The sequence below is a fragment of the Actinokineospora diospyrosa genome, from assembly GCF_024171925.1.
Classification (GTDB): Bacteria; Actinomycetota; Actinomycetes; order Mycobacteriales; family Pseudonocardiaceae; genus Actinokineospora; species Actinokineospora diospyrosa.
In genome coordinates this window covers 102,251-126,089 of sequence record NZ_JAMTCO010000008.1, presented here as the reverse complement: position 1 = coordinate 126,089, position 23,839 = coordinate 102,251, and the positions used below count along the sequence as shown (strand labels likewise).

The 23,839-nt window shown below is 67.0% G+C and carries 22 protein-coding genes; 11 read left to right on the top strand and 11 right to left on the bottom strand.

Annotated elements, in window-relative coordinates; all coding sequences use genetic code 11:
- Window positions 1–318, bottom strand: coding sequence for a divalent-cation tolerance protein CutA (cutA, locus tag LV75_RS16665; protein ID WP_253887830.1), 318 nt, complete (start codon window positions 316–318; stop codon window positions 1–3).
- An 899-nt stretch (window positions 319–1,217) separates the two neighbouring features.
- On the opposite strand from cutA, the gene LV75_RS16660 reads away from it, so the two are divergent.
- The 4 genes from LV75_RS16660 to LV75_RS16645 are packed head-to-tail and all read left to right on the top strand — an operon-like array spanning window position 1,218 to window position 3,308.
- Entirely contained in the window at window positions 1,218–1,664 is a 447-nt protein-coding gene (locus LV75_RS16660) for a hypothetical protein (protein ID WP_253887829.1), read from the top strand.
- A 10-nt stretch (window positions 1,665–1,674) separates the two neighbouring features.
- Window positions 1,675–2,058 (top strand): helix-turn-helix domain-containing protein, encoded by a 384-nt coding sequence (locus LV75_RS16655; RefSeq protein WP_253887828.1) that lies wholly within the window; start codon window positions 1,675–1,677, stop codon window positions 2,056–2,058.
- A complete protein-coding gene (locus LV75_RS16650; protein WP_301319316.1) occupies window positions 2,055–2,876 on the top strand; it encodes a helix-turn-helix domain-containing protein in 822 nt (273 codons plus the stop codon). Before LV75_RS16655 ends, LV75_RS16650 begins: the two co-directional genes overlap by 4 nt.
- A gap of 18 nt (window positions 2,877–2,894) precedes the next feature.
- The gene (locus LV75_RS16645; RefSeq protein WP_253888147.1) at window positions 2,895–3,308 is read left to right on the top strand and encodes a hypothetical protein; all 414 of its coding nucleotides are present in this window, start codon (window positions 2,895–2,897) and stop codon (window positions 3,306–3,308) included.
- 5 nt (window positions 3,309–3,313) lie between these two features.
- Here LV75_RS16645 and LV75_RS16640 read toward each other — a convergent pair whose 3' ends face one another.
- On the bottom strand, window positions 3,314–4,021 hold the full coding sequence (locus LV75_RS16640) for a creatininase family protein (protein WP_301319315.1): 708 nt from the start codon (window positions 4,019–4,021) through the stop codon (window positions 3,314–3,316).
- A gap of 185 nt (window positions 4,022–4,206) precedes the next feature.
- Between LV75_RS16640 and LV75_RS16635 the strand changes: the two genes are divergently transcribed.
- The 4 genes from LV75_RS16635 (at window position 4,207) to LV75_RS16620 (ending at window position 6,041) form a co-directional block, all read left to right on the top strand.
- Window positions 4,207–4,581 (top strand): signal peptidase I, encoded by a 375-nt coding sequence (locus LV75_RS16635; RefSeq protein ID WP_253887826.1) that lies wholly within the window; start codon window positions 4,207–4,209, stop codon window positions 4,579–4,581.
- A 61-nt stretch (window positions 4,582–4,642) separates the two neighbouring features.
- Entirely contained in the window at window positions 4,643–4,903 is a 261-nt protein-coding gene (locus LV75_RS16630; RefSeq protein WP_253887825.1) for a hypothetical protein, read from the top strand.
- The gene (locus LV75_RS16625) at window positions 4,900–5,538 is read left to right on the top strand and encodes a DddA-like double-stranded DNA deaminase toxin (RefSeq protein WP_253887824.1); all 639 of its coding nucleotides are present in this window, start codon (window positions 4,900–4,902) and stop codon (window positions 5,536–5,538) included. The genes LV75_RS16630 and LV75_RS16625 overlap by 4 nt, the downstream gene beginning before the upstream one ends.
- Window positions 5,539–5,645: 107 nt before the next feature.
- Entirely contained in the window at window positions 5,646–6,041 is a 396-nt protein-coding gene (locus tag LV75_RS16620) for an Imm1 family immunity protein (protein ID WP_253887823.1), read from the top strand.
- A gap of 636 nt (window positions 6,042–6,677) precedes the next feature.
- Here the strand turns inward: LV75_RS16620 and LV75_RS35510 are convergent.
- Window positions 6,678–8,312, bottom strand: coding sequence for a restriction endonuclease (locus LV75_RS35510; RefSeq protein WP_253887822.1), 1,635 nt, complete (start codon window positions 8,310–8,312; stop codon window positions 6,678–6,680).
- A 1,254-nt stretch (window positions 8,313–9,566) separates the two neighbouring features.
- Between LV75_RS35510 and LV75_RS16610 the strand changes: the two genes are divergently transcribed.
- Entirely contained in the window at window positions 9,567–16,967 is a 7,401-nt protein-coding gene (locus tag LV75_RS16610) for an RHS repeat-associated core domain-containing protein (RefSeq protein WP_253887821.1), read from the top strand.
- On the top strand, window positions 16,967–17,428 hold the full coding sequence (locus LV75_RS16605; RefSeq protein ID WP_253887820.1) for a hypothetical protein: 462 nt from the start codon (window positions 16,967–16,969) through the stop codon (window positions 17,426–17,428). The genes LV75_RS16610 and LV75_RS16605 overlap by 1 nt, the downstream gene beginning before the upstream one ends.
- A gap of 24 nt (window positions 17,429–17,452) precedes the next feature.
- On the opposite strand, the gene LV75_RS16600 is transcribed toward LV75_RS16605, so the two are convergent.
- The 6 genes from LV75_RS16600 to LV75_RS16580 form a co-directional block, all read right to left on the bottom strand.
- The gene (locus LV75_RS16600) at window positions 17,453–18,118 is read right to left on the bottom strand and encodes a DUF4386 domain-containing protein (RefSeq protein ID WP_253887819.1); all 666 of its coding nucleotides are present in this window, start codon (window positions 18,116–18,118) and stop codon (window positions 17,453–17,455) included.
- Window positions 18,119–18,193: 75 nt separating this feature from the next.
- Entirely contained in the window at window positions 18,194–18,412 is a 219-nt protein-coding gene (locus LV75_RS16595) for a helix-turn-helix transcriptional regulator (RefSeq protein WP_204453444.1), read from the bottom strand.
- Entirely contained in the window at window positions 18,413–18,832 is a 420-nt protein-coding gene (locus LV75_RS16590; RefSeq protein WP_253887818.1) for a hypothetical protein, read from the bottom strand.
- A 134-nt stretch (window positions 18,833–18,966) separates the two neighbouring features.
- Entirely contained in the window at window positions 18,967–19,383 is a 417-nt protein-coding gene (locus LV75_RS16585; RefSeq protein WP_253887817.1) for a DUF3995 domain-containing protein, read from the bottom strand.
- Window positions 19,384–19,913: 530 nt separating this feature from the next.
- Window positions 19,914–20,042 carry a hypothetical protein gene (locus LV75_RS34925; protein WP_301319314.1) on the bottom strand — a complete coding sequence of 43 codons (129 nt, stop codon included), beginning with the start codon at window positions 20,040–20,042 and terminating at the stop codon, window positions 19,914–19,916.
- Window positions 20,039–20,659 carry a sigma factor gene (locus LV75_RS16580; RefSeq protein ID WP_253887816.1) on the bottom strand — a complete coding sequence of 207 codons (621 nt, stop codon included), beginning with the start codon at window positions 20,657–20,659 and terminating at the stop codon, window positions 20,039–20,041. Before LV75_RS16580 ends, LV75_RS34925 begins: the two co-directional genes overlap by 4 nt.
- Window positions 20,660–20,921: 262 nt before the next feature.
- Here LV75_RS16580 and LV75_RS16575 point away from each other — a divergent pair, with 262 nt between their 5' ends.
- Window positions 20,922–21,212 carry a hypothetical protein gene (locus LV75_RS16575; RefSeq protein WP_253887815.1) on the top strand — a complete coding sequence of 97 codons (291 nt, stop codon included), beginning with the start codon at window positions 20,922–20,924 and terminating at the stop codon, window positions 21,210–21,212.
- A gap of 358 nt (window positions 21,213–21,570) precedes the next feature.
- On the opposite strand, the gene LV75_RS16570 is transcribed toward LV75_RS16575, so the two are convergent.
- Window positions 21,571–22,104: a GNAT family N-acetyltransferase gene (locus LV75_RS16570; protein WP_253887814.1), complete on the bottom strand. Its 534-nt coding sequence runs from the start codon at window positions 22,102–22,104 to the stop codon at window positions 21,571–21,573.
- Between the two features lie 17 nt (window positions 22,105–22,121).
- Window positions 22,122–23,837, bottom strand: coding sequence for a S8 family peptidase (locus tag LV75_RS16565; RefSeq protein ID WP_253887813.1), 1,716 nt, complete (start codon window positions 23,835–23,837; stop codon window positions 22,122–22,124).
- Window positions 23,838–23,839: the final 2 nt, after the last annotated feature.

The window sequence follows — 23,839 nt, the reverse complement described above, 5'->3', positions numbered from 1 at the left end:
CTACTGCGTAGTCCGGTCCAACCAGTCAAAGTAGGCGGAGGCGCCAGCAACCATCTGCACGGCAGAGATCTCGGGATTCTCCCAAGGATGCTCAGCCAGCAGGTGGTCCCTCAACTCGACGAACCTCACAGAGGTCGTCTTCAAGATCACCTGCCACTCCTGGCCCTCCCCCAACTCACCCAGGTGCCAGAACACCGACGCGATGGGGCCAACCACGTTGGCACTCGCGGCGAGCCGCGCGGCTACAGCGGACCGCGCAAGGCGCTTCGCCGCCTCCTCGCTGTCCGCGACGGTCGTGACCTGCAGATAGTCAGCCATGATCGGCATCATAGCGTCCCAGCCGAAACCGGCCCGAGTGCTCGCTACTGGCCCAGGAGCGTCACTGTCTGGTCTACTCGCCCGATGAGGTGACGGGCCACTGCGCGAATTGCCCTGCGACGACTGAGATTCCTGCGCGGGAATGGCTCATGTCGAGGTAGATATAGACCGCTGCACGGCAATGCATCCAGTGTGGAGCAACTTCTCCAGCACACTCCACGAACCTGGATGACTACATATGCACCCCTATGGACAGCCTTCTGACACGCTCCTGTCGCCACCGAGTGCGGCTAATCGAGGGCATTCAGGGTTGGCGATCGTTACGCCCTACATCACCAGGTGGTCCGCCGAGGTCACCGACCTCGACAAGCTCGCACGCCGCCCCCTCGGCCGTGGCATCGCCTATCGGGACGAGTCCATCGGCGACCGCGACCGCCACGGTGTCCTCTGGGCTCGCGCGAACTCAGCTCCGGGCACTGGTCGCCCCAGGTTCGGTGCGACCCACCCGGCCCGCCAGCGCCGTGCGATGCGCCGCTTGCTGTGCCAGGTCTGCGCCGAGCCCGCCGACCAGAATCCCGACGGCGTCCTCTGGCTCCTGCTCGACCATCGCGACGACTGGCCCGGTTGGCCTGACGGCATGGGTGTCACCGAGCCACCCATCTGCCGCCCTGCATCGACACCGCAACCCGCCATTGCCCTGCCCTGCGGCGCGGCCACGTCCTCGTTCGATCCCGCGACCATGACGTCTCCGGTGTCCAGGGCCTCCAGTTCCGCCCTGGCTCGACCAGTCTCACCCCCGGCGACCGGGTCGTTCTGCGCTACACCGACCCCTCCATCGTGTGGGTGCTGGCCCATAACCTCGTCCGCCAGCTCCACGACTGCACCATCGTGGACTAGCCATGGCGCCGCGCAGGCTCGGCAGTACTCCAGAGGCCCATGCCCTCATCATTCGCCACGGCCCGGTGTTCGACCACTTCGCCCACCGCTGGTGCCTCAAAGCCGACCTCCCCGACGGCACCCGTGCGACCACGATCTTCGATCTCGCGCCCAACCTCCACAGGGCACACATCCACCCCGCCGCGATCCCCACCTACAGCATGGTTCTCACGCCCACCGACACCGATCGCCTGATCGTCGCCTGCCACGCCGGGGCACGACCGGCCACCATCACCAACCCCGGAAGGACGCTCACCGTCACCCACTCCCGAGACAGCATCACCATGACCAGCACCACAAGGGATCAACAACTCACGCTCACCTACCGCAACCACGCCGCCGAAGCCCTCGCCATCCTCGCCGGGGAGCTGCACCTGATGCTCACCTCCTGGCGACGACAAGCCTCCTAGACGGGGACACATGACCGGAGATTGGAACGCGGTCGCCAAGGTTGTAGACCGCCGCATCCGGGAGATCGGTGTCAGTCAACGCGAACTCGCCCAACGGTCACAGGTCTCCCAGGCCGTCATCCGAGAGATCCAATACAACACCGTCCAACGCCGCCGAAGCACCCGAACCCTCGAAGCCCTCTCCCAAGTCCTCGACCTACACCCCGACCACCTCACCGCCGTCCTCGAAGGCACCAACCCATCCCCACGCGAACCCGAACCCACCGCACCGCCCGGCGCGGATCCGCGCGCGGAACTCGACGCCATGGACCTACACCTCATGGCCATCTACCGACGCCTCGACGAGATCCTCGCCGCGATCAACACCCACCGACCCCGGGATGCCCAACCATGACCACCCACCACCGCAGCCCCGCCACAACGCTACGAACCTGGATCCTCGGCCGCGAACTCCGCCATCTCATGACCAACGCGGGCCACACCAACAACACCCTCGCCCGCCACCTCGGCTGGCTCCCCTCGACCCTGTCGCGCTACCTCAACGGCCAACGCCACATCCCGCCAGCGGACCTGGTGCATCTACTCATCGCCTGTGGTCACACCAACCGCAGCGATCGCGACCAGCTTCTAGCCCTCGCCGCCGACCACCACACCCCGCACCACTGGCACGACCATCACGACACCGGCCTCTACGCCAACACCCTGTACGACCTGGAACACGACTGCAGCGCCATTACCCACTACTCCCCGATGGCGCTGCCCGACATCCTCCACACCCCCGAACACCACCGCGCCCTGCTCGCCACCACACCCCTGGTCCCCGCCGACACCATCCCCGCCCGCCTCGCCACCCACCGCGCCCGTGCCGCCATTCTCACCGGCGCCGCCCCACCCACCGTCACCGTCATCCTCACCGACCTAGCCCTCCACACCACCCCTCAAGACCAACTCCGCCACCTCCACACCCTCGCCACCCACCCCAACATCACCATCCACGTCCTACCCCACCCCCACCTCGCGGCCCCCCACCTCGCAGCACCATTCCAACTGCTCCACACCACCAGCCGCCGCACCGTCCTGCACCTACCGCTGCACAACTCCCACCTCTACACCGAACAGCCCCACACCATCCGTGCCTACGAAACCCTCCTTGCCCACCTACACCCCCACACCCACCCCTTCGATCACCACACCCTCCGCGTCTTCGCCTAACCCCCGAAAGCACCCGCAGTGAGCCACACCGTCATCGCCCACACCCTCACCACCATGACCAACGCCCTCGACCACCACCTCATCACCTACTCACTCCCCACACCCCACCTCATCACCCTCACCGCGGGAGGCCGCCCCACCGACTACGCACGAGTAGAGATCCACTCCAACCACCTCCCCATCACCGCCGCCACCCTCCTGCACTGGACCCACACCCTCATCCAGCCACAACCCCGACTCCTCGGCGAAACCCACGACTACACAGCCAGAATCCAGATCCACGGCCGACTCCGAGACCACACCGAAATCCAGGTACACGCCTACCCCGAACACCACCTAGAACAGTTCCGAGACCACGCCCTCACCCCCGAACAGACCCTCCTCTGGCTACACGAACAGGCATCCACAGTCAGAGACGCCGCCACCGCATGACCTGATCAGTCCGCGACCAGAAGATCAAAGAGCCCCCGAAACGACGCCGTCAACGAGTCCAGAGCCCTCGCCCCCTTCTCCGCGGTCGCCTTGGACGGGTACCCAATGACCCCCGTCTTCGAGTACCCCGCCATCCCCGTGAGATGGAAGTACGGTCGCTCCGGCGCCTCGTAGTCAGCCTCCTTGTAGCTGGGCCGCACCAACTCCGGATACGCATGCAACAAGATGGACGTCTCCCACTCCCCCGCATGCATATCCTCACTCGCCGTCGACTCCATCCCCGCCGCCTCCCGCGCCACGTCAACATCCTGCCGCCCCGGAAACAACGCCACCGACGGCCCGATCAGATTCGCCTCCTGCGCGATGTTCGACAACACATAGTTACCCCCATGTCCATTCACCAACACCAGACACGTGTTCGTATGCACCTCAGCCAACGACGCCCGCACATCCCGAATGATCGCAATCAACGTCGACGCACTGAGGCTGACCGTCCCCGGATACCCCTCGTGCTCATGCGAACAAGACATCGTCACCGGCGGCAACCGAAACAACCCATACCGCTCCGCCAACCGCTGTGCAATCACCTCAGCCACAACCGTATCCGTCACCAACGGCAAGTGCCCACCATGCTGCTCAAAACTTCCCACCGCCATCACCGCTACCTCAGAGTTCCACCGACTCGCATCCCGAGAAGTCCAATCAGTAAACAACCCACACCCACAATCGCCACCACCAAGACGCAGCGACCTTAGCCACAAGGACAACCACGCGCCCAGCACTACGCCCCCAGTTCCCCCACCTGCGCTCGACACACGTCCCCAGTTGCGCCGAACTCAATGCCCCTCAACGCCACAGTCCCGACCATCGACGCGCTTCCACCCCTAGAATCCCGCCAATGCACCTCACACCACACGACCACATCTCCCGTTGGACCATAGGAAACGCCGCCAACGACACCACCAACACCCGCGGCTGGCTCGTCGGCCACTTCATCAACCCAGCCGAAGGCATCCGCTCCTCCAAAGACGTCGAGGTCAAATGGGGCACCCACCCAGCAGGCGACAAACGCCCCGAATGGACCTCCGACGACCAACGCACCACCCTCGTCATCCTGGTCACTGGCCACTTCCGCGTCGACCTCACCACCGGCCACCACACCATGACCCACCCCGGCGACTACATCATGTGGGGCCCAGGCATCGACCACACCTGGCAAGCCCTCACCAACTCCATCGTCATAACCGTCCGCTGGCCTTCAACCACCGGATAAGTCAGCTCTCCCTAACCGTCGAGACACGAGGCCGCGCAGCAACAATGGGAGGCCAGCCACGGTGGACATCGCAGCCAACGCAGACCAGCTCCGCTGGCTGAGCACCCGAATCCCGGACACAGCAGTTCACCAGATACGAGACGAACTCCACGCCCTACGCCGCGACGCCGCCCAGACCCAAGGCGACACCGCCCGCGCCCAACAGATAGAGAACCTCGCCGCCACCGTCACCTCCACCCTCGACGACACCATCACCGCCCTACAACGCTGGCGCGACGCACTGAGCGACCACACCGACCACCACCAGCGCGGCCTCCCATGAACGGCACGATCGGCAAGCACGCCACGCAGCTACGTCACCTGGCCACACGAGTGCCAGTCGAGACAGCCACCACCGCACTCGACCACTGCGAAACCATCGGCCACGCCGTCGCCGACATCACCGACCACCCCAGCGTCCTCGACCCCGCCCGCACCGCAACAGCACTGCTGCAGACCGCAGTACAACAACTGCTGCTCCTACGAGAACTGCTCACCGCCACCGCCGACCACCACAGCGGCCAGCCAACGCCCGGCCCCTCACCCACCGCCGCCATCCCAGTGCCCCGCGGCCCCGACGGCGCCCACTACCCCACCGAATCCGCCTGGTGTGCTCCCCGACTGCCACCCCGGCTCGGCCCTGACGGCACACGGGCCAAGACCACCGGCCACATCCACCACGACCACTGGCCACAACCAGGCGACCGACGCGACACACCCATCGTCTCCGGAACCGACCCTCACTGGACCCGCCTCGCCGAACACGGCCTGGTCGAGGCCGGGGTACACCGCCGCAACGCCCGCTTCCTGTCCACCCACGTGGAAATCAAGGTCGCCGCCATGATGATCGCCACCGCACAACGCCGAGTCGAACTCACCGTCAACCACGTCCCATGCCCCGATCGAGGGCCTTACTAGGGATGCGCAACCGTCCTGGCGCGCTACCTCCCCCAGGGCTATAGCCTCACCGTCTACGGCACCAACCCCGACGGCACCGCCTACGTCCTGCACGTCCAAGGACAACGATGACCACTCCAGACAACACCCCAGGCGTCTTCGACATCACCACCCTCGACGGCGACCCCACCCCCGTACTCGACGCCATCCGCGCCCTCCCCACCAACACCACCATGGGCACCGCCTGGTGGCTCCACCACATCACCGACCACCACGACCACTGCCTCACCATCGGCATCCACGGCGACCAAGGCGCCCTAACCTGGGACGAAGAACCCCACGGCACCTGGATCCCCGAACACGGCACCAACCCCACCCCCAACGACAACTACCAAACCCCCGATGGCCACCCCTTCACACAACTCCCCTGCACTGAAGTCCCCCGTCACCTCGTCGAAACCGCCATCACCGAGTTCATCACCACCCGAACACGACCCACCTGCACCACCTGGATCCCCGCATAGTTCTATATCAACGGCAGCTGTCTGACACGCCAGAGTTGGACATGGCGAGTTATCCGACTTACCGATCATAATGAGTGGTATGGTTCGCAGGATGACCCTCGCTCAGATTCCAGCAACCTTAGGTGGTTCACCTGACGATCCGCCATGCGGGTAGGGTTTAGGCGCACAGCAAAGGCCCCTGGACGCTCCACTGTAGACATCCTGGCGTCGCCACCGCCTAACCTGCACGCGGCGCCCAGATCGCGGCCCATTGGGCGGCACGGTTCCGACAGGACCGAAACCACCTCTGACCGGCGAAAACTCTCGGAAAGTTGATGGCATTGGCTCAGATTCCGGCTGTCGTGCAGATGTCGCAGCGCGACCCACATCCCTCCACGGCAGCCACGATGGCTGGCTCAGCCTAGTTGCGTCGGAGCAGGTTCCAACTGGCGGGACGCACATGTTTTTTCACAGGCCGGATGCCCGTTCGTGTCCAAGTGGGGAGCCAATACTCAACATCAACCTGGCCAGCCTGCCGTGCGCACCTCCGCGTCACCATCCTCGACGTCGGACCGACCCTAATTGTCCGCCGCTGCCACCTCAGCTACATTGCGCTCGTCGACTGCCGACCCACGTTCTTGATCAAGAATCGTTGCCCTATCGTAGTTCGTAGGACCGAATCAAATGAGGCCGGTCGCTAAGTAGAAGCTCCAAACGCGCATCATTCCACACCTCGACAATCGGCCGACCTGAGCGCAAATTGTGGCGCTCGATCCAGGATACCGCGTCGGAAGTAAGCCGACCGCTTGTCGCGATGATCACCACATCAAAAGGTGGATCCTGCCAATGACTAATGCTGACCACGGCTTGACTTACATCATGGTCGCGGACTGGCTTGCTGGTCCAGTGCTTACATTGAATAGCGACCCGCTGTGAACTGTGCCCGCTCAGAGGGTCTCTACGCAGGCGAACCGCACTTACGTCCCGCCCGTGGTCAGGCGCGTTGGTGTGCATCAACCAATCAACGTTCTCGTAGCCTTCAGTCTCGGCAATCAACTGGAAGATGAGACGTTCGAACGTGCCTGAGTCCAGATTCGTCCAGGAGAGCGCTAATCCGGCACGCCTTGCGGGCAAGTCCATAGGAGAGTACGACATTGGATCGTCAAGGACAAGCGCACGAGAGAAGAGTATATGCGAAAGCGTTGACATCGGAAGTCGCGAGTCGCGGCGATACGTACTTACCTGCCAACCTTGAGCGTAAGCCCGATCTATGTCGGCAGATATCCTTGTCACCGCACTATTTGCAGCTTGCTTGGCCGACACCTTGTCTCGCGCACGGTACGCGGCACTAGCTTTAGCCGCACGCCAGATGAAGTAGTAAACCTGTCCAATCGAATACCATCGAAGTGCGCGCCGGATCACGTCATCGGTTTTCTGGCCTGGCGTGAAATCGAGGCCGTGTTGCTTAAGGGTGTAGACAAGATATGCCTTACACTCGGCAGCAGCAACCTTAAACCAGAACTCCGAGAACTGGTCGACCCAGTGATCAGGCCAACATTCACGCTTCAGTACTCGGGAGAGCGATTCTTGATAAGCAGCGACCCGGCTGCCGACACTTCCCACACCTGTCATATAGTACGACACCAGAACTGGATAGTGCGACGATCCTAGGGAGCCGTCGCCATTCCATGTGAATGAGTCCGATGTCGACGATGGGTGCAAGTGCACCACCCGAAGATCCACCAGCGTTGACACGAGTTCAAAGTCGAGCTCTGCCAAGGGCGTGAGGCGGTCAACCCGCTTCCCGAGAGGCGTGGAAACACCACTCGAAACTTCTTCGGCGTCTTCGAATATTGCAGCTAGTGCAAATGCGGATGCAAGATCAAGATCTTCCGCCCGGAGGGAACGACCTTGGTCGACCACCCTAATTGAGGATATGATCGCGTCGCGCATGGCTAGACCCATTCGGCGCCGCTCGTCCTCTTGCTCGCGCTTTTCCGCATCAACACAGTCTCGACATCGGGCCGCCGCAAGACGAGCAGTCGAACTCCATTCAGATCGAGACCGATACTCGAAGCCAACTCCACATACCTGACAGTGATGTCTTAGCGAGCGCGCAACACAGATCTCCCCCACCGTCTTTGTCACTTTATATGACGCCATCCGGTACTTTTCAGCAATTGTCTTAACGGTGTGGACAAAAGATCCGGCCCCATCAGTTTCCCAATAGCATTCGCAGAGATCCACAAGATCTTCGTGTTCGACGTCGACCTCAACTTCGAACTCTGACACAAGACCTCCTCGATACCGGTGACGGCTCGTCAAGCCCACGCGACCTCCAGAAGTCCCGTGATAGCTCGACGAGCGCCATAGGGCTCATCTAAGCGCGAGTGGAGAGTCTATCTTAGAGCCTCCTTGAGGCGAAATCATGCTAAGATCGTCTGCCCATGGAGCCCTGCAGTTGCAATTGCCTTGGCCGGTTACCTGATGACCCCAGCGCTCTTGGAATACCCTGCCATCTCCGTCAAGTGGAAGTATGGACGGTTTAGTACCTCGCAGTCGGCCATCTTTGTAGCTAGCCGTGCCAGCCCGGGTATGCGTGCAGCAGGATGCCCATCACTCGGCGTCGTCAGTCAGTCAGTCAGTCGCGCGGTAGTACGTCTTGCCCGCGACTGGTCAATGATCACGTCTCTGGAAATGGGATCCGCGCGGCACCTCCTGGAGACGGCGACACCTACCCCAAGAACGCGCGGGTGAGTAGTGCGTCTCTTGCTCCTCGAACACGCACACTATTCACCCGCTAAGCGGCCGTCATCTCGACGGCCGTTTCGTCGTTGAAGTATCGGATCTTCAGGCCCATCGCGTCGTGGAGCTTGGCCAGTGTGGGTGCGTCGCCGCTGTCCACGGTGGCGTGGACAGTGCCAGTGAGTTGAGCTTGGCGTAGATCTCCTCCGTAGTGACGATGCCGGGGTCTAGCCCCTTGGCCAGTTCTGTAGCAGCTGCCTCTCGTTCGGCCTGAGCTTGGTTGACGGGCTCAACCAGGCGATGGGGGCAACCGACGTCGATGGCGTCCTGGTGGCGTCGTAGTCAGGCGTCAGCGTCCTTTAACCGCGCTTGCGCGGCTCCTTGGTCGATGACACCCGGTCCGCCTGGGCTCCAGGCGCATAGCGGACGGGCATGGCACCCGTTGCGGTTACGCCCGCCAGTCCAGCGGTGTATGCCGCGGTTGGCCCTCATCGGCGCAGAACCGGCACCGGTACTTGAGGTGGCACAGCCGTCGTTGCTAGCCCAAGCGCAACTCCAAGATCCGCAGGCCGGATTGCCTATTTGATCTCGAGTGACGCGCACTGGTCGATCCTGGGGTCGGGTGATGCGCTACGTCATCGGTCTCGCGTGGGCAGCCGTCGCTGCCCTCGCGGGCATGTAGGGGCGCGGAACTAGGCGGCGTTCATCTCTTGGCCGCTCGGCGTGCACCTTATGGCGGTTAATCGCCATCCCGGGCGGTTCTACGCTCCACCAGCCGAAGCGATGCTGACTGGGGGCGTCATGAGACGGGTTCGATTCACGCTGGCCGCACTCTGCGTGGCGGTGGTCGCCGCTGGTGTGCCCGCGTTGCCCGCCACCGCCTTCCCGACCGATGTCGGGCCCGGCCGCGACAGTCAGGGCAGCACGACCCTCCCGGCCCCGCCGAAGGCACCCGCGCCGCCGACCACCCCGCCCGCACCCGCGAAACGGCCCGCGCCCGGGGTGAACCCGGCGCTGGACAGGGTCGATGCGGCGAAGCGGGCTGTCACCGAGCACATCAAGGCTCGGCTGCACCCGACCGAGGCGGCCCAGCCGCGCAAGGCGGGGACGACCAGCGACGGCGACCGGCTCAAGGTGTCCAAACTGGAGAGCTCGCTGCAGAGCGCTACCTCTTGCACCCCAACGGGTAGCGAGCCGTGGTCGGCGAGCTACAGCGGCGGCAGCCTGGTGATCACCCCGCTGCACAACCGCGAGGGCTCGGCGCGGCTCACGATCACCAACAGCGGCACCCAGACCTGGCCCGCCGGGCAGGCCTGGGTCGGGTACCGGCTGTTCAACGACGACACCGGGGTCGAGGTCGTCAGCGTCCACCCGCAGACACCGATCCCCGGCGCCGTCAGCGCGGGTGGGCAGGTCACCCTCGACGCCGTGATCGAGCGGCTCGACCCCGGCCGGTGGAAGATCGGCTGGGACGTGCGGGTGAGCAACGTCGGCTGGTTCTCCCAGGCAGGCGTGTGCGCGTACATGGTGCCTTACACCCTGTACAACCAGCAGCCGAGCATCCGGATGCTGGCACCGGCCAACTACGGCACCTCGCTGACCCGTACCCCGTGGCTCAACGCCTCCGGCACCGACGTCGACGAGTGGCCCTCGCCGTTGACCTACCAGTTCCGGGTGTGCCGCGACGCCGCGCTCACCCAGGGCTGCCAGGAGTCGGGCTGGAACAGCCAGGGTGTCTTCGAGGTCCCGTGGGGCTACGTCGACTGGAACGACACCTTCTACTGGGCCGCCCGGGTGCGTGACGGGCTGGACACCACGCCGCCGTCGGGGTGGCCCACGCCGCACCGGGTGACCGTCGTCGTCCCGGTCCCGGACACCTGGCGCACGGTCGGCACCGGCCGCGGTCTGAGCAGAGTGCACGGCGTGGTGCTGCCCTACGGCATCTGGTTGCACGAGGAGAGCGACGCCGACGTCCTGGGCAGTGGGCCGCCGCTGCGGGTGGACCGCACGTACTCCACCGGCGCCGAGGCCACTCCCGGCGCGTTCGGCCCTGGCTGGATGTCGATGTTCGACGCGGGTGCCACCTACAGCCCGGACAAGACCCAGCTGACCATCACCTACCCCGACGGCCGCCAGCAGGTGTTCGGCAAGCGCTACGACGGGGTGTTCGTCGCCCGCGGCGACTCGGGCAGCACCAACAAGGTGACCGTCGACGTGGCCGGGCGGATCACCGTCAAGGCCAGTGACCAGGAAGTGCTGGAGTTCTCCCCGTCCGGCAGGCTCGAGCGAGTCCGCCGCACGGGGTCGGGCTCGCTGGAGCTCACCCGGGACGCGGTCGGGCAGGTGACCTCGGTGACGCAGCGGCCCAGCGGGCGCACGCTCGCCCTCACCTGGACCAACGCCCAGAGCCCGAATTGCGCGCAGACGAGCCCGCCGGTGATCAGCTCGATCGCCACCGCGCTGGGCACCTGGTCCTACAACTACCTCTGCGGCAGGTTGAGCACCGTCTGCCAACCAGCGCCCGGTCCGGCACAGTGCACCTCCTACAACCTGGGCACCAACACCGACCAGTGGTTCGTGCAGAGCCCGAACGGCAGGCAGATCAAGCGCCCGGTGTTCACCAACTGGACCTCCGACGCGCTGTTGTACAGCTATCGGGACATCTCGGTCGAGACGCCGGACGGGCTGCGCACCCAGATCTTCCTGGCCCGCCCGGAGCCAGGTCAGCTCGAGCCGTACATGAACACTTTCAACACCTACGGCGGGATAACCGTCCAGGTCGAGTACAACCGGCAGCCCAACCCGTACCGGCGGGAGGTCTACCGCTACGACGAGCTGAACCGGTTGCGCGACCTCGAACAAGGGGGGTCGATCAACACCCCGCAGGAGCTCTACCCGCACCGCGCCTGGCACTACGGCGAGATCGACGGGCACTTCCTCTCGTTCGCCGACGAGAACTTCCACATCTACACGATGGTGTACGACGCGGACGGCAACCAAACCTCCAAGCAGCAGAACCGCTCCACAAGCGAGCAGGTGACGACGAGCTCGTTCTACAACGCGGTTCCCGGCGGTGATCCGGACGTGACCCGGCTGACCGCGACCTTCGTCGAACCCAACCAGGGCAACACCCTGCGCCGCCACGACATGTTCAGCTACGACACCGAGGGCAGGCTGCTGCAGCGCAACGGGCACCCGACGCCCAACACGGTCGACGGCCAGGTCACCACACACGCTTACACGGCGGGCACCGAGACGGCGGTGGGCGCTCGGCGGGGCGGCACGGCGGGCCCGTCACCGGAGAAGATGCCCGCGGGCCTGCTCCGGTCGACCACGGTCGGCACGACGACAACGCTGTTCAGCTACAACGCCAACGGCGACCTCACGCAGGTGACCGAGCCCGGTGGCCGCAAGATCAGCTACGACTACGACGTGGTGGGCAGGCGCACCTCCGAGACCACCTGGACGAGCAGCCTCGCCGAGGGCACGACGACCAGCTTCGTCGTCGACGCCCTCGGCCGGACCGTCGAGGAGATCCACCCGCAGGTCACCAACGAGGTCACCGGCGTGTCCTCGCGCAAGCGGATCTGCCGCTACTACGACAACGACGGCTTGACGAAGAAGGCGGTCGAGACCGGGGCGGCGGCGTGCCCGGCCGTGACGGCACCGCGCGCGGTGGGCAACCGCACCACGGAGTACACCTACGACAACGCGGCCCGGGTGCTCACCATCGTCGACACCTCCGGTGCGACGACGACGTTCTCCTACCGCTGGCGCACCGAACCGCTGGACCACGAGTACGTGGAGAAGATGACCGAGCCGACCGGCAAGGTCACCGAGCGGCACTACGACAGCGGGCGGCTCACCGAGGTCAAGCAGACCGTTGGGGTCACCCCGCGGTTGGCGAGTATCCGCACGTACGTCTACGACGCCGCGGGCCGCAAGGTCGAGGACCGGGACGCGCTCGGCGGGCGGACCTTCTACGAGTACACCAACGACGACCTGGTGAAGCTCGCCGTACGGCTCGACGTGCCGCGGTCGAACGGGTCGCCGCGCGATGTCGAGCTGTTCCGCCGCCAGTTCGACGGCGCGGGGCGGGTGATCTCCGAGACCACCGCCGACAGCTCGACCGTCAACTCCTTCTACGACGCCGAAGGCAAGATCAAACGCACGGTGCGGCAACCGGGCACGCCGCTGGCGCTCGCCACGAACTACCTGTACGACCCGCAGGACCGGCTGGTCTCCAGGCAGTCGGTCTTCGGCACCCGGGTCGAGGCGGTGCGCTACACGAGGGACGCCGCGGGCGCGGTGACCAGCGAGACCGTGGAGAACGGCAGCACCGACCTGGTCACCCGCTACGAGCGCGACGGCCTGGGCCGCGTGGTCAAGGAGCTGGACCCGCGCGCTGAAGGCGCGAGCGACCCTGACGCGTTCGCCACCACCTCGCGCTACGACGCCTACGGCCGGGTGGTGAGCAGCAAGGCGCCGCCGGTCACCGAGGAGTTGGCGGGCCAGTCGCCGACCACGGTGCGCCCCGAGGTGGTGCGCGGCTACAACGTCTTCGGCGAGCTGACGCACGTGAAGGACGAGCACGGTCGGATCAGTGAGACCGTCTACGACGACGCGGGCCGGGTCACCGAGGAGCGCGAGCCCACCTACACCCCGCCCGGTGGGTCGCCGATCACGCCCACCACCCGGTACACCTACGGCGCCAACGGCAGGCTCTACCAGGTTGAGGACTCGCGGGGCCAGGCCTGGGCGTACGGCTACGACGCGGCGGGCAACGTCAACTACGAGCAGCTGCCGGAGACCGACGCCGGGTTCGCGATCACCCGCCGGGTGTTCGACGAGCTGGGCCGGGTCACCGAGCAGACCGACCCGGCCGGGGCGAAGGTGTACTACTACTGGGACACCCTCGACCGCAAGACCCACGAGATCGTCGAGACGCGGCAGTTCGACGGCGGCGCGAACTACCACACGACCACGTTCGACTACGACAACGCGGGCAACGTGACCGCGGTGGTCAACCCGGCGGGCGCGCGGACGACCTACACCTACACGGCGGACAACCAGCGCGCCTCGGCCACCCGGCCCGGGGTGGGCGCGTCCACCCGCTGGCGGTACGACGCGTGGGGCAGGCTCGCGGCCACCGCCGACACCGGCAACCGGGTCACCGAGATGGAGTACGACCTCGCGGGCAGGGCGACCCTCGTCCGGCACCGGGCGAGCCCGAGTGGGCCGCAACTGGACGTCGCGACTGCCGAGTACGACGTCACGGGCAACACGGTGGCCGTGGTCAACGCGAACGGTCACCGCTCCACCCAGACCTACGACGCGATGAACCGCCTGGTGTCGGCGACCCAACCGGTCTCGGCGACCGAGTCGGTCACCGCCTCCGCCGGTTACGACCGGGCGGGCAACCGCACCCGCACCACGGACGGGCGTGGAGACGCGACCTGGACCACCTACAACTCGCTGGGCCGAGCCGAGACGGTCACCGAGCCGTCGACCGCCGCGCACCCCGCGGTGAGCGACCGGCGCTGGACCTTCGGCTATGACGGCGCGGGCAACCTCGTGAAGACCGTCAAACCCGGTGGGGTCGTGGTGGACCGCTACCTCGACGCGGTCGGCAGGCTCACCGACGAGCGCAGCGGCAGCGGGTCGACGCTGGTCACCCGTTACCTCAACTACGACATCGCGGGCAGGCTCGTCGCGATGAGCCACCCGAACGGGTTGCAGACATTCGCCTACTCCGACCGCGGTCTGATGACCTCATCGTCCGGTCCGGGATCGGGTTCCTCGTTCGAGTACGACGCCGCGGGCCGGATGACCAAGCGGGTCGACGCCGCGGGCACCAGCACGTTCACCTGGCGACCCAGCGGTGACCTCGCCACGATGAACGACAGCGCCACCGGGTTGACCCGCACGTACAACTACGACGCGACCACCGGCGAGCTGAAGTACCTCAACAACGCCAACGGCAGCTGGCAGGCCTGGGAGTACGACAACCGGGGCCGGGTCTCGAAGTACGGCGCGGTCAACTCCGGCAACATCGTGATGTACCAGGCGCTCTACGGCTACGACGGCAACGGCAACCTGACCGGCAAGGACGTCACGGTCGGGCCGCAGTCGGGTGGCACCTACGGCTACGACAAGGCCGATCGGCTCAGCACCTGGACGCCGGAGGACGGTACCGCCGAACACCGCTACACCTGGGACGCGGCGGGCAACCGCACCGCGGAGTCCACTGTGGTCTCCGGTCAGACACCGGTCCAGGTCGGCTCGTGGGCCTACGACGCCAGGACCAGGCTCACGGCCTCCACCGAGGCCGGGATCAGCAAGACCTACGCCTACACACCGCGGGGAACCCTCGCCTCGACCACGACAGCGGGCGCGGGCACCTCGACCACCGCCTTCGACGCGTTCGACCGGATGACCGCCGATGGCGCGATCACCTACCGGTACGACTCGATGGACCGGGTGGCGACCCGGGACACGGCGGGCTTCCTGTACGCGGGCGCCGAGAAAGAACCGGTCGTCGGGCCCGGTGAGCTGTACAACCGCGACCCGTTCGGCGCCCTCGCCTCGGCTCGCCTGGCGGGCATCAACGCCACCCCGATGTGGCCGATCACCGACCCGCGCGGCGACGTCGTCGGGTGGCAGCGCACCGACCAGACACCGCAGGCCCCCGCCCCGGTGGCGGGCCAGACCACCTTCGACCCCTTCGGTGTCCGGCGCTCCAGCACCGGCTCGCAGTCGAAGCTCGGCTACCAGGGCGACTGGACGGACCCGACCACCGGCACAGTGTCCATGCAGGCCCGCTGGTTCCGCCCCGGCTCGGCGGGCTTCCTGTCCCGCGACGACGTCGACCTGCCGTTCGGCGCCACGTCGATGAACCGCTACGGCTACGCGGCAGGCAACCCGCTGACCAACACCGATCCCAGCGGCCACTGGTGCAACCCGCCCGCTCAAGCGAGCCTGGGGTTGTCCGTGGCAGGTCCGCCCGGTGCCATGGTCGGCGCCTCCGCGGGCGTGGGTGGCTGCGTCGGCGGCGTGTTCGGGCCTGGTGGCGTCGTGGCCGGTGAGCTCGTCGGCGCGGCCGCGGCGGTGGCCCTGATCGGCGCGGTCGCACTGGGTGGCACGATCTTCCCCGACCGGTACCCGTACGAGGCCAACGGGCACTCGTGGCAGGGCTACGACGCCATGAAGCGCGACTACTACAGCCTCGGTTGCGTGGAGGGAGTTGGCTGCGGCCAGTACTTCTGGTGCGGCTGCCCGAAGCCGCTGCCACAGCCGAAACCCCCGTCACCGCCGAGGGCACCGAGGGCGAAGGTCGAGCCGGAGAAGCCGCGGATCATCCACACCAGCTCCTCGACGCTGACCCTGATGTGGTCCACAGAGGACGTTCAGTCGGTGAGCGGCTACCGGGTGACCAGGGTCGACAACTACCTGGAGCAGTGGACCAAGCGCACGGCCATCTGGAACACCGGCGCGGTGTGGACCTCCGGCTGGTACCGCAGCCTGCGCCTGCACGAGTCCTGGACCTGGCGAGTCAAGACGGTCGACCCCACCCGCGAAGACGCGCCGGAGCAAGAAGGCGAACAAGATCCCGACGCGGGCGACTACACCGGCGAGGAAGAGGAAGACCAGGACGACGACCAGCTGACCGCGTGCGGCATCGGCGGCAACCTCCTGTCCTGCCTCGCGGAGACGGCAACCACCCCGGTAGGCGGCGGCTGCGCGGCGGTCCGCGGCGACCTGCAGGAGTGCGCGGTCGAGGAACCCAACCCCGGCACCGCCGTGGGCACCGGCGAAGCACACCCGGCCCGGCCCCACGTCCAGGAGGACTGCGACGACGCGGACGACCAGGCTGACGCCTGCCTCGGCAAGAGGTGGAAGCCGGGCCAGGACATCTATCGCAAGACCGCCGCAGGCAAGGAGCCCGCGTGGTCGACGGTACGCGCACGCTTCTGGAAGAACCTGGCCGCGGACCCGGTGAGAAGCGCCGACTGGACTGCCGCTGACCTGGAGCGCATGCGGCTGGGCAAGCCTCCCGTCCGTTACAATGCCAAGAAGGGCGGGACGGAGTTGATGGAGCTCAGCCACGAGCCCATCCCCATGCGCGACGGTGGACGCGACGTCGTGCCGCGCTGGCCGCAGGACCACGCCCGCGTCGACCCCTTCCGGAGGCCGGGTTACTGATGGTGAAGAAGCTGGGCGAGCTGTTCATCGAGTCCCAGGGCGAGCCGCTCGAAGTCGACGGGCAGCTCGTGCACATGGCGTACGAGCTGCCCGACCCGGTCGACGGCGACAGGCTGCGCGTCAGGTTCGAGGGCGTGGCCGGGCCGCACAGGCAAGGGTTGGTCGTGAGCGCCAGCGGAGGCAAGCTCGAGGTTGTGGGTCAACGCCATCCAGAGGTGGTGCTGTGGACCGACACCACGCCGCCGGAGGTGTCGCTGACCGTGCACCGCGCCAAGGGCTCGAAGCCGCTACGGGTCATGATGTGGAACACCTGGGTCGACGGCATGGACATCGAGCAGGCCTGGATTGGCAACTCCGGCATCGTCATCGACAGCGATGGACCTGCGGTATTCCTGCGCTGCAGCAACGGCTACGGCGAACCGTCGTTCACTGACCTGGTTGTGGCGGTGTCCCGGGGATGATGGCCCGGTAGACCCGTCTGACGGTCACGCCTGCTGCGGTGTCCGCTGGCGGACGCCGCGGATGAGGAGGTAGCCGACCATCCAGAACTCGCCGATGGAGGCGGGGATAGCCATGATCTCGAACAGGGTCTTGGCGTTGGGGACGAGGTAGAGGATGAACGGGCTGGTCAGGTAGCAGACGCCGCCGATTAGGAGGGTCCAGCCCAGGGGGCGGGGCATCCAACCCGAGCGCAGGACGCACCAGCCCATAGGGAGCAGCCAGAGGCCGAAGAACAGCGCGCCCACCTCCCACATGCTGTAGCTGATCACGTACAAGACCTGGACGGTGGCCGCGTCGGAGGGGATGTGGACCGCGGTGGCGAGCAGGGCCGTGCTGACGAGTGTCACCACGGTGTTGACCAGGCCGAAGGCGGCGATCCCGCTCGCGGCGAAGGAGTCCACAGGGCAGAACAGCCGGTAGAACCAGGCGGCGGCGAGGGCTTGGAACACCACCATGGCCAGCTCCAGCGCGATTCCCGCGCGGGCGAGGGAGTCGTGTGCGAGCAGGTTGGCCAGTGTCTCGGCCGGGTTGTCCGCCACGAAGACCTGCTGGCGGATGACGATGAAGCCGAGCGCGGCGGTGATGGCCATGCCGAGGTAGAAGACCCCGGCCAGGCGCGCTGTACGCGTCGTGTCTTGAGTCGTGTGCATGGTTGCTCCCTGGTTGAGGGCATGGGAAACCGGGCCGCGATGCGGTTGCCTCGCGAACCGTTGCGGTTGTGGGGCTTACTGTTCGGGGTAGCCGAAGACGTCGTCTAGGGGGACCTTGAAGACGCGGGCGATCTGGAAGGCCACTTCCAGCGACGGCGAGTAGCGGCCCTGTTCGATCGCGATGATGGTCTGGCGGGTCACGCCGATGCGGTCGGCCAGGTCGGCCTGGGTCATCTCCCCGGTGGCGAAGCGCAACGCGCGGATCGAGTTCGTGACCTTGGTGGGCTTGCCCATCTACCAACCCCGCCGGTACGCGACGAGCTTCACGACAGTCGAGGCGAGCGCGGCGAGGACGAACGACACGTAGAGCGCGTTCGCTATCCAGAAGTGATCGGCCCTGACCATCGCCAGGACGAGCGGCCCGACCGCGCAGACGCTCATGACGTAGAACCCGACGTGCTCGCCGCGGCGGTTGATCTCCCGGTCGCGTTCGTCGGCCTTGCCCGCGTCCTTGGGTGAGACAACGGCGGCCACGACGGTCAGCACGACGTTCGCGACTATCCCGACGCCGATCGCGGTGAGCATCGGTCGCACGTAGGCGATCTCCGCCACGTCGGCACCCGGCAGCTCGGACAGGATGCCGACCAGGTAGATGACCGGGACCACCACGCAGACCAGTACGTAGATCCAGGCACGCTGCTCTTCGGACGACATGCACCGCTCCCCGTGTACAGAATCTTTGACATCACCAAGGTAAAGCGGCGTTGACAGCATGTCAAGAATCTTTGACCCCGGGCGGCCTGGGTCACGCCCACCCGGCGCCGCCGCGCGTGTGGCAAGCAGCGGGTTCAGGCGAGCGCCACCACAGCGGCGAGGACGCTGAGGACGAGCACGAACGGCGAGTACAGGCGGCGGTTCAGGCGGTTGTACTCGGCGCTGGCCGTGCGCGCCGCGAGGGGTTCGAGTGCGCGGAGGAAGAACACGACCGCGATGCCCCAGATCGACCACTCGTAGACCCAGTCGGCGACGATTCGCCACGTGGGCCAGCGGAGCGCGAGGACCAGGTACGCGGCGAGGATCAGGAGCGCGCCCACCAGCGTGGTCAGCGGCCACGGCGGCATGGTCTCGCGGTCGCCCACGGCTTTGCGGGCCGCCTCGCGTTCGGAGGCGAAGGGGAAGTAGATGCCTGCCGCCCAGACGAGGTGGAGCACGCCGACGACGGTTAACGACAGGGCCAGCACGATGGCGATGATGGTGGTCACCATTCCCCCAGACTGTTCGCGGTTGTCCCCACTATCGCGCGTGAGTCCGATGTGGATGTTCGCGGAGTGAGCGGTTTCACCGGCTCGCTCCTGCCGCAGTCGAGGTGACCGCCCGCCCACTACTCGCGAGTGAGGTGGACTCCCGTCCAGGGGTCAACCCCGCACTGGTTGTCACCGGTGCTGACAACCATGCCCGGTGTGTGAGCCCGCGACCACGGCCACGATGTCGTGCGAGTCGCCGACCTCGCACTGCCCCAGACTGTTGTCCCCGATCGCGAGGATCCGCCTGTCCGCTGCAACTCCGACGGGTGGACAGGGCCACCACGTCCTCCCACCGATCAAACCTCGCAGGCCCGGTCGACCGTTCCCCGGTCGCGCGGATACGCCCATCGCTTCCAAGCCCGACCGCGTGCAGGTACCCGGCCGCGATAGCGGTGCCGTCCCCCAACCGCCGACAGCGCACTGCCCTCAATGGCGCTTCCCACAGCCACCGCCGTATCGTCCGCCCGAACCCCGGCGGAATGCCAGTCGCCTCAGGCCACGCTCACGATCTCCCGCCAGTGCCGCACGTCGGTTTGGCCTTCCGAACTCCTGCCCGCTGCCACCACAGTGCCGTCCACGGGAATCCCGAGCGTGCGGCGCGACACCGCACTGACCGTCACCGTTCCACTCCGCTGCCGTCCGAGCGGAGTCCGACCATGTGGGACTTCCCGGTGTTGCGCGCCGTGTGGACGTTGCCCGCTTCCACGGCGACCACGCCCCCACGGCACTCGCCCGCGGCACCGTCCCGACGGCGAGGACAGTCCCGTCCTGGCGGCGGCCGACTGGGGGTGACACCGCCCGGCCGCCGGTGGGTTCGCTCGCGTTCCGACCACGGTAGAGGGCACCGTGACCCGATCGGCGTACGGGCGACGAGCCGCCTGAGGTGCGTCGAGAAGAATCTGGCCGGAGTGGCAGCAGGCGAAGATCGTGGCCAGCCGGTCGTCCGCGCCGTCTCCGGCGACGATTCGGCGGCCACCCTGGCGGCCTTCTCCCGGCCGACGGCGTCGCGGCGTAGCCGGTCCAACGCCTTGCGCCAGGCCGTGGTGACGAGCCACCCGGAGGGACTGTCCGGTACGCCGTCAGCCTGCCAGCGGGTGAGCGCGTCCGACAGGGCTTCCTCGGCCCGGTCGAAGTCGCCGAGCCTGCGGCTGAGCACAGCCAGCATGCCCGCTGCCTCCGTGCGCCAGATCCGGCCGACCAGCTCGGCCACCACGTCCACCTTGGCCACGTCGTCCACCGCCCTATGGTGCCGCACCCGTCTGGTCCGCGGTCCGACCGACAGGGCTGGCGATTGTGGAGCGGGCGTACGAGCACAGTGGAGAATCGGTGAACCACATCCCCTGAACGGCCCACGATCCGACGGTGGTCACGACACCACTGTCCTGACGGGACCGACCCCTCGATTGGTTCAACCAATTGGTGGATGATCAAGGCGGCCCGACCTGCTGTGCTTGGACCGCCCCGCACCGGGGCGTTCATCGCGGCGGAAGGTGGGTCTTGTGAAGGCCAGCAAGGTGCTTGGTGTCGTGTTCTCGGCGGTGATCGCGGCCACCGCACTCACGTCGACAGCCGAAGCGGCGGAGTACCGGTGGTCGTGCCGGACGGTGCCCGCGGGCTACACGTACGTCATGGTTCGCGCCGACGTGGGTTGTGAGCCGTTGTACCTGGTTACGTTACCGGAGCCGGGGTTGTGGGCCTGCCGGGTGCCCGCGGGCTGGACCTACACCGCCACCAGGTACTCGACGTCTTGTTGGTGGGACCAGACGCAGTACCAGCTCGCCAAGGCCTGATCGGCGCGCGCGGGGAATCGGCCGCACCTGGGCGGGATCGCCAGGTGCGCGCCGGTCACCACGTCCAGCCAACGGGGCCGAAGTCGAGCGTCGCGTGCGCCGGGGATCGGGCCGCGACCGCCTAGACCCGTGTGCCGCGCTGGACCGGGCCGCAGGAACTACGACTTGCCGGGACTCGGGTCCACCGCGAACGCCCGATCGCCGGGCCAGCTGCTGACCAACCTGGACCCCGCTGGCCAGGTCCTGGTGCGCTACAAGGACAGGAAGCCGTCGAGCGCCGGTCAATGGCCCTGTCGCCGGGATCTACCTGAAGGACGACCGCCGCCGGGAGCGAAAGCCCCGGCGGCGGTCGGGTGAATCAACCGGTGGATCGGGTCGGGCGCTCGTAGAGGTATTCCGTGTCGTCTTGCTCGTCTTGCTGCTCGCCGACGTGGACGAAGCCGTAGCCGGCGATGGTGGCCAGTGAGGCTTCGTTGTCCGGGCTGATAGTCGCCCGGACCGTGATCGCCAATGGCTCCGCGGCCGCCCAGTCCAGCAGCGCGGCCACCATGGCTCGAGCGTAACCACGCCTGCGGAACGCCGGGTCCGTTGCGTATCCCATCTCCACCACGCCCGCGGCGTCGGGCGGTCCGTGGAAGCCGCCGGTGCCCACCGCCACGCCGTCGGGCACCGTTACCGCCGCGCGGACGACCCAGTCTTCGGCGGATGGGTCGGCGGCGATCTGGAGTAGTCGCATCCGCCACAGCCAGTCGACCTCGTCGGAGAGGAACCAGTCCGACAGCGCGACACCGGTCAGCGTCCGGGCGGTGGCCAGGTCGCCGGCGAGTAGCGCCTCGAAGACAGCCGGGCCCAGGCGGACGAAACGCACGGACGGGAGCGTCGTGTTGGGCATGCCGGAGATCCTCCCTTTCATGGGCGCCGACGGGTGACCGCGGCATAGGCGTCGACGATGCCGTAGCCGTAGAAGCCGTTGTGCCACTTGGGGCCTTCACAGTAGGCGTCGTACGTCGGTGGACGGCCGATGTCGGCGTAGGACACCAGGCGTGGTGTCGGGCAAGCGTGCTGGCGGGCGCTGGTCAGCAGGGCGTGCCGCACGCTGTCCGGGTCCATCCTGATCCGGCTACCGCGCCGGTTGCCGTATTGACTGATCACCAGGGCGGCCGCGCCGGAGACGTGTGGGGCGGCCCGGCTGGTGCTCTCGGCCCAGCGGAAGAACGAGCAGGTGCCGACCTGGGGGCAGTCTTTGAGCATCCCCTGCGCGTCGCCGAGCGGGGTGATGTCGCCTTCCGGGGTCAGCCAGCCCTTGCCGGTGGCCGAGGCGCGGGAGTACGTCGACAGGACCTGGTTCTCCCTGGCCCCGGATGAAGGGGTGCCCACCCAGTCTTTGCGGAAGCCGCCGGGGCCCCCGAGCTCGACCTCGGGGAGGCCGTAGTTGGAGTAGTCGGCTTTGCCCTCCGACGGCCCGAGGCCGCTGACGCCGATCACGTGGCGCCCTTCGATGGGCATGGCCGCGCAGCTGGCGCCGTCGATCTGCCGCGTGTGGGCCGAGTTGGCCGGGAAGGTCGGGCTGAACGTGTCCGGATTGGGGCGCCCGAGGTCGTCGTGGGAGAAGCCGATCGGCGCGACCAGGGTGACACCCTTGCGGTGCGCGTAATCGAGCGCGCGGTTCACCGCCTCGACCGTGACGCGCTGTTCGAGCTGCTGCGCGGGCGTGTCGGCGGGGTTGTTCGGGCAGTTGTAGAGCCACGGGTCGATGTAGAACGGCAGGTTGATCACGTTGAGCCCGATGTCCGCGCCGTAGGTCAGGGCGTCGAGGAAGGGCTGCAGGAAGGTCCAGCCGCTGTCCTGGGTGGCCCTGATGTCCACGAGCGTGACCCCGGGCGCCACGCCGGAGGTGCCGGTCCCGTTGGCGGCGGCGGCGATCGTTCCGGCGACGTGGGTGCCGTGGCCGTAGTCGTCGTACCCGGGGGGATCCACACAGCCCGCGAACTCGCACGGCCCGTCGATCACCACACCGTTCACGTCGTTGGGGATGTCGACCACGAAGTTGCGCGACGCGGCCAGGTCGACCTTCGTGGTCAGGTCGCGGTGGGTGGCATCGATCCCGGAGTCGATCACACCGACCCGGACCCGGCGGTCGCCCGGTTGGCGCTCGCGGGCCTTGTCGGCACGCACCATCCGCAGGCCCCACAGCTTGGCGTCCAACGGGTCCAGCCCCACCGCGGCCGTGACCTCGCCCGCTCGGGACGGACCGGCCGGGCTGTGGCCGGTCACGTCGGCGACCGTGGCCCCGGCGCCGAGGTCGCGGCCGACGCTGCCCCCGGTGCGGCTCAGTGCCCGGCTGCGGGCCGCTCCGAGCACCCCCGGTGCCACTACGCGCTCGGCGAAGTCGGCGGCCGAGCTCTCCGCCACGACCAGCCCGAGCTCGCGGTTCTCACGCAGCACTGTGCCCTGGGCCGCGCGGATGGCGGCCAGTGCGGCGTCGTGCCGACCATTCTCGGCGAGCAGCACGGTGTAGGTCACCGGCCCGGTGGTGGGTGCCGCCGCGGCCGGTGCCGGGCCTGCCACCACCAGCCCGGACAGTACTAATAGTGCTGCGGCGAGCACCCGTCCTCGTTGAACCATCG

Bases quoted from the DNA above. Each gene is read 5' to 3' on its own strand.
- LV75_RS16590 (WP_253887818.1), bottom strand. From the start codon at position 18,832: ATGTCGTCCGAAGAGCAGCGTGCCTGGATCTACGTACTGGTCTGCGTG.
- LV75_RS16660 (WP_253887829.1), top strand. From the start codon at position 1,218: ATGGCGCCGCGCAGGCTCGGCAGTACTCCAGAGGCCCATGCCCTCATC.
- LV75_RS16565 (WP_253887813.1), bottom strand. From the start codon at position 23,837: ATGGTTCAACGAGGACGGGTGCTCGCCGCAGCACTATTAGTACTGTCC.
- LV75_RS16585 (WP_253887817.1), bottom strand. From the start codon at position 19,383: ATGGTGACCACCATCATCGCCATCGTGCTGGCCCTGTCGTTAACCGTC.
- LV75_RS16650 (WP_301319316.1), top strand. From the start codon at position 2,055: ATGACCACCCACCACCGCAGCCCCGCCACAACGCTACGAACCTGGATC.
- LV75_RS16600 (WP_253887819.1), bottom strand. From the start codon at position 18,118: ATGCACACGACTCAAGACACGACGCGTACAGCGCGCCTGGCCGGGGTC.
- LV75_RS16655 (WP_253887828.1), top strand. From the start codon at position 1,675: ATGACCGGAGATTGGAACGCGGTCGCCAAGGTTGTAGACCGCCGCATC.
- LV75_RS16610 (WP_253887821.1), top strand. From the start codon at position 9,567: ATGAGACGGGTTCGATTCACGCTGGCCGCACTCTGCGTGGCGGTGGTC.
- LV75_RS16605 (WP_253887820.1), top strand. From the start codon at position 16,967: ATGGTGAAGAAGCTGGGCGAGCTGTTCATCGAGTCCCAGGGCGAGCCG.
- LV75_RS16635 (WP_253887826.1), top strand. From the start codon at position 4,207: ATGCACCTCACACCACACGACCACATCTCCCGTTGGACCATAGGAAAC.
- cutA (WP_253887830.1), bottom strand. From the start codon at position 318: ATGGCTGACTATCTGCAGGTCACGACCGTCGCGGACAGCGAGGAGGCG.
- LV75_RS16620 (WP_253887823.1), top strand. From the start codon at position 5,646: ATGACCACTCCAGACAACACCCCAGGCGTCTTCGACATCACCACCCTC.
- LV75_RS16625 (WP_253887824.1), top strand. From the start codon at position 4,900: ATGAACGGCACGATCGGCAAGCACGCCACGCAGCTACGTCACCTGGCC.
- LV75_RS16595 (WP_204453444.1), bottom strand. From the start codon at position 18,412: ATGGGCAAGCCCACCAAGGTCACGAACTCGATCCGCGCGTTGCGCTTC.
- LV75_RS16570 (WP_253887814.1), bottom strand. From the start codon at position 22,104: ATGCCCAACACGACGCTCCCGTCCGTGCGTTTCGTCCGCCTGGGCCCG.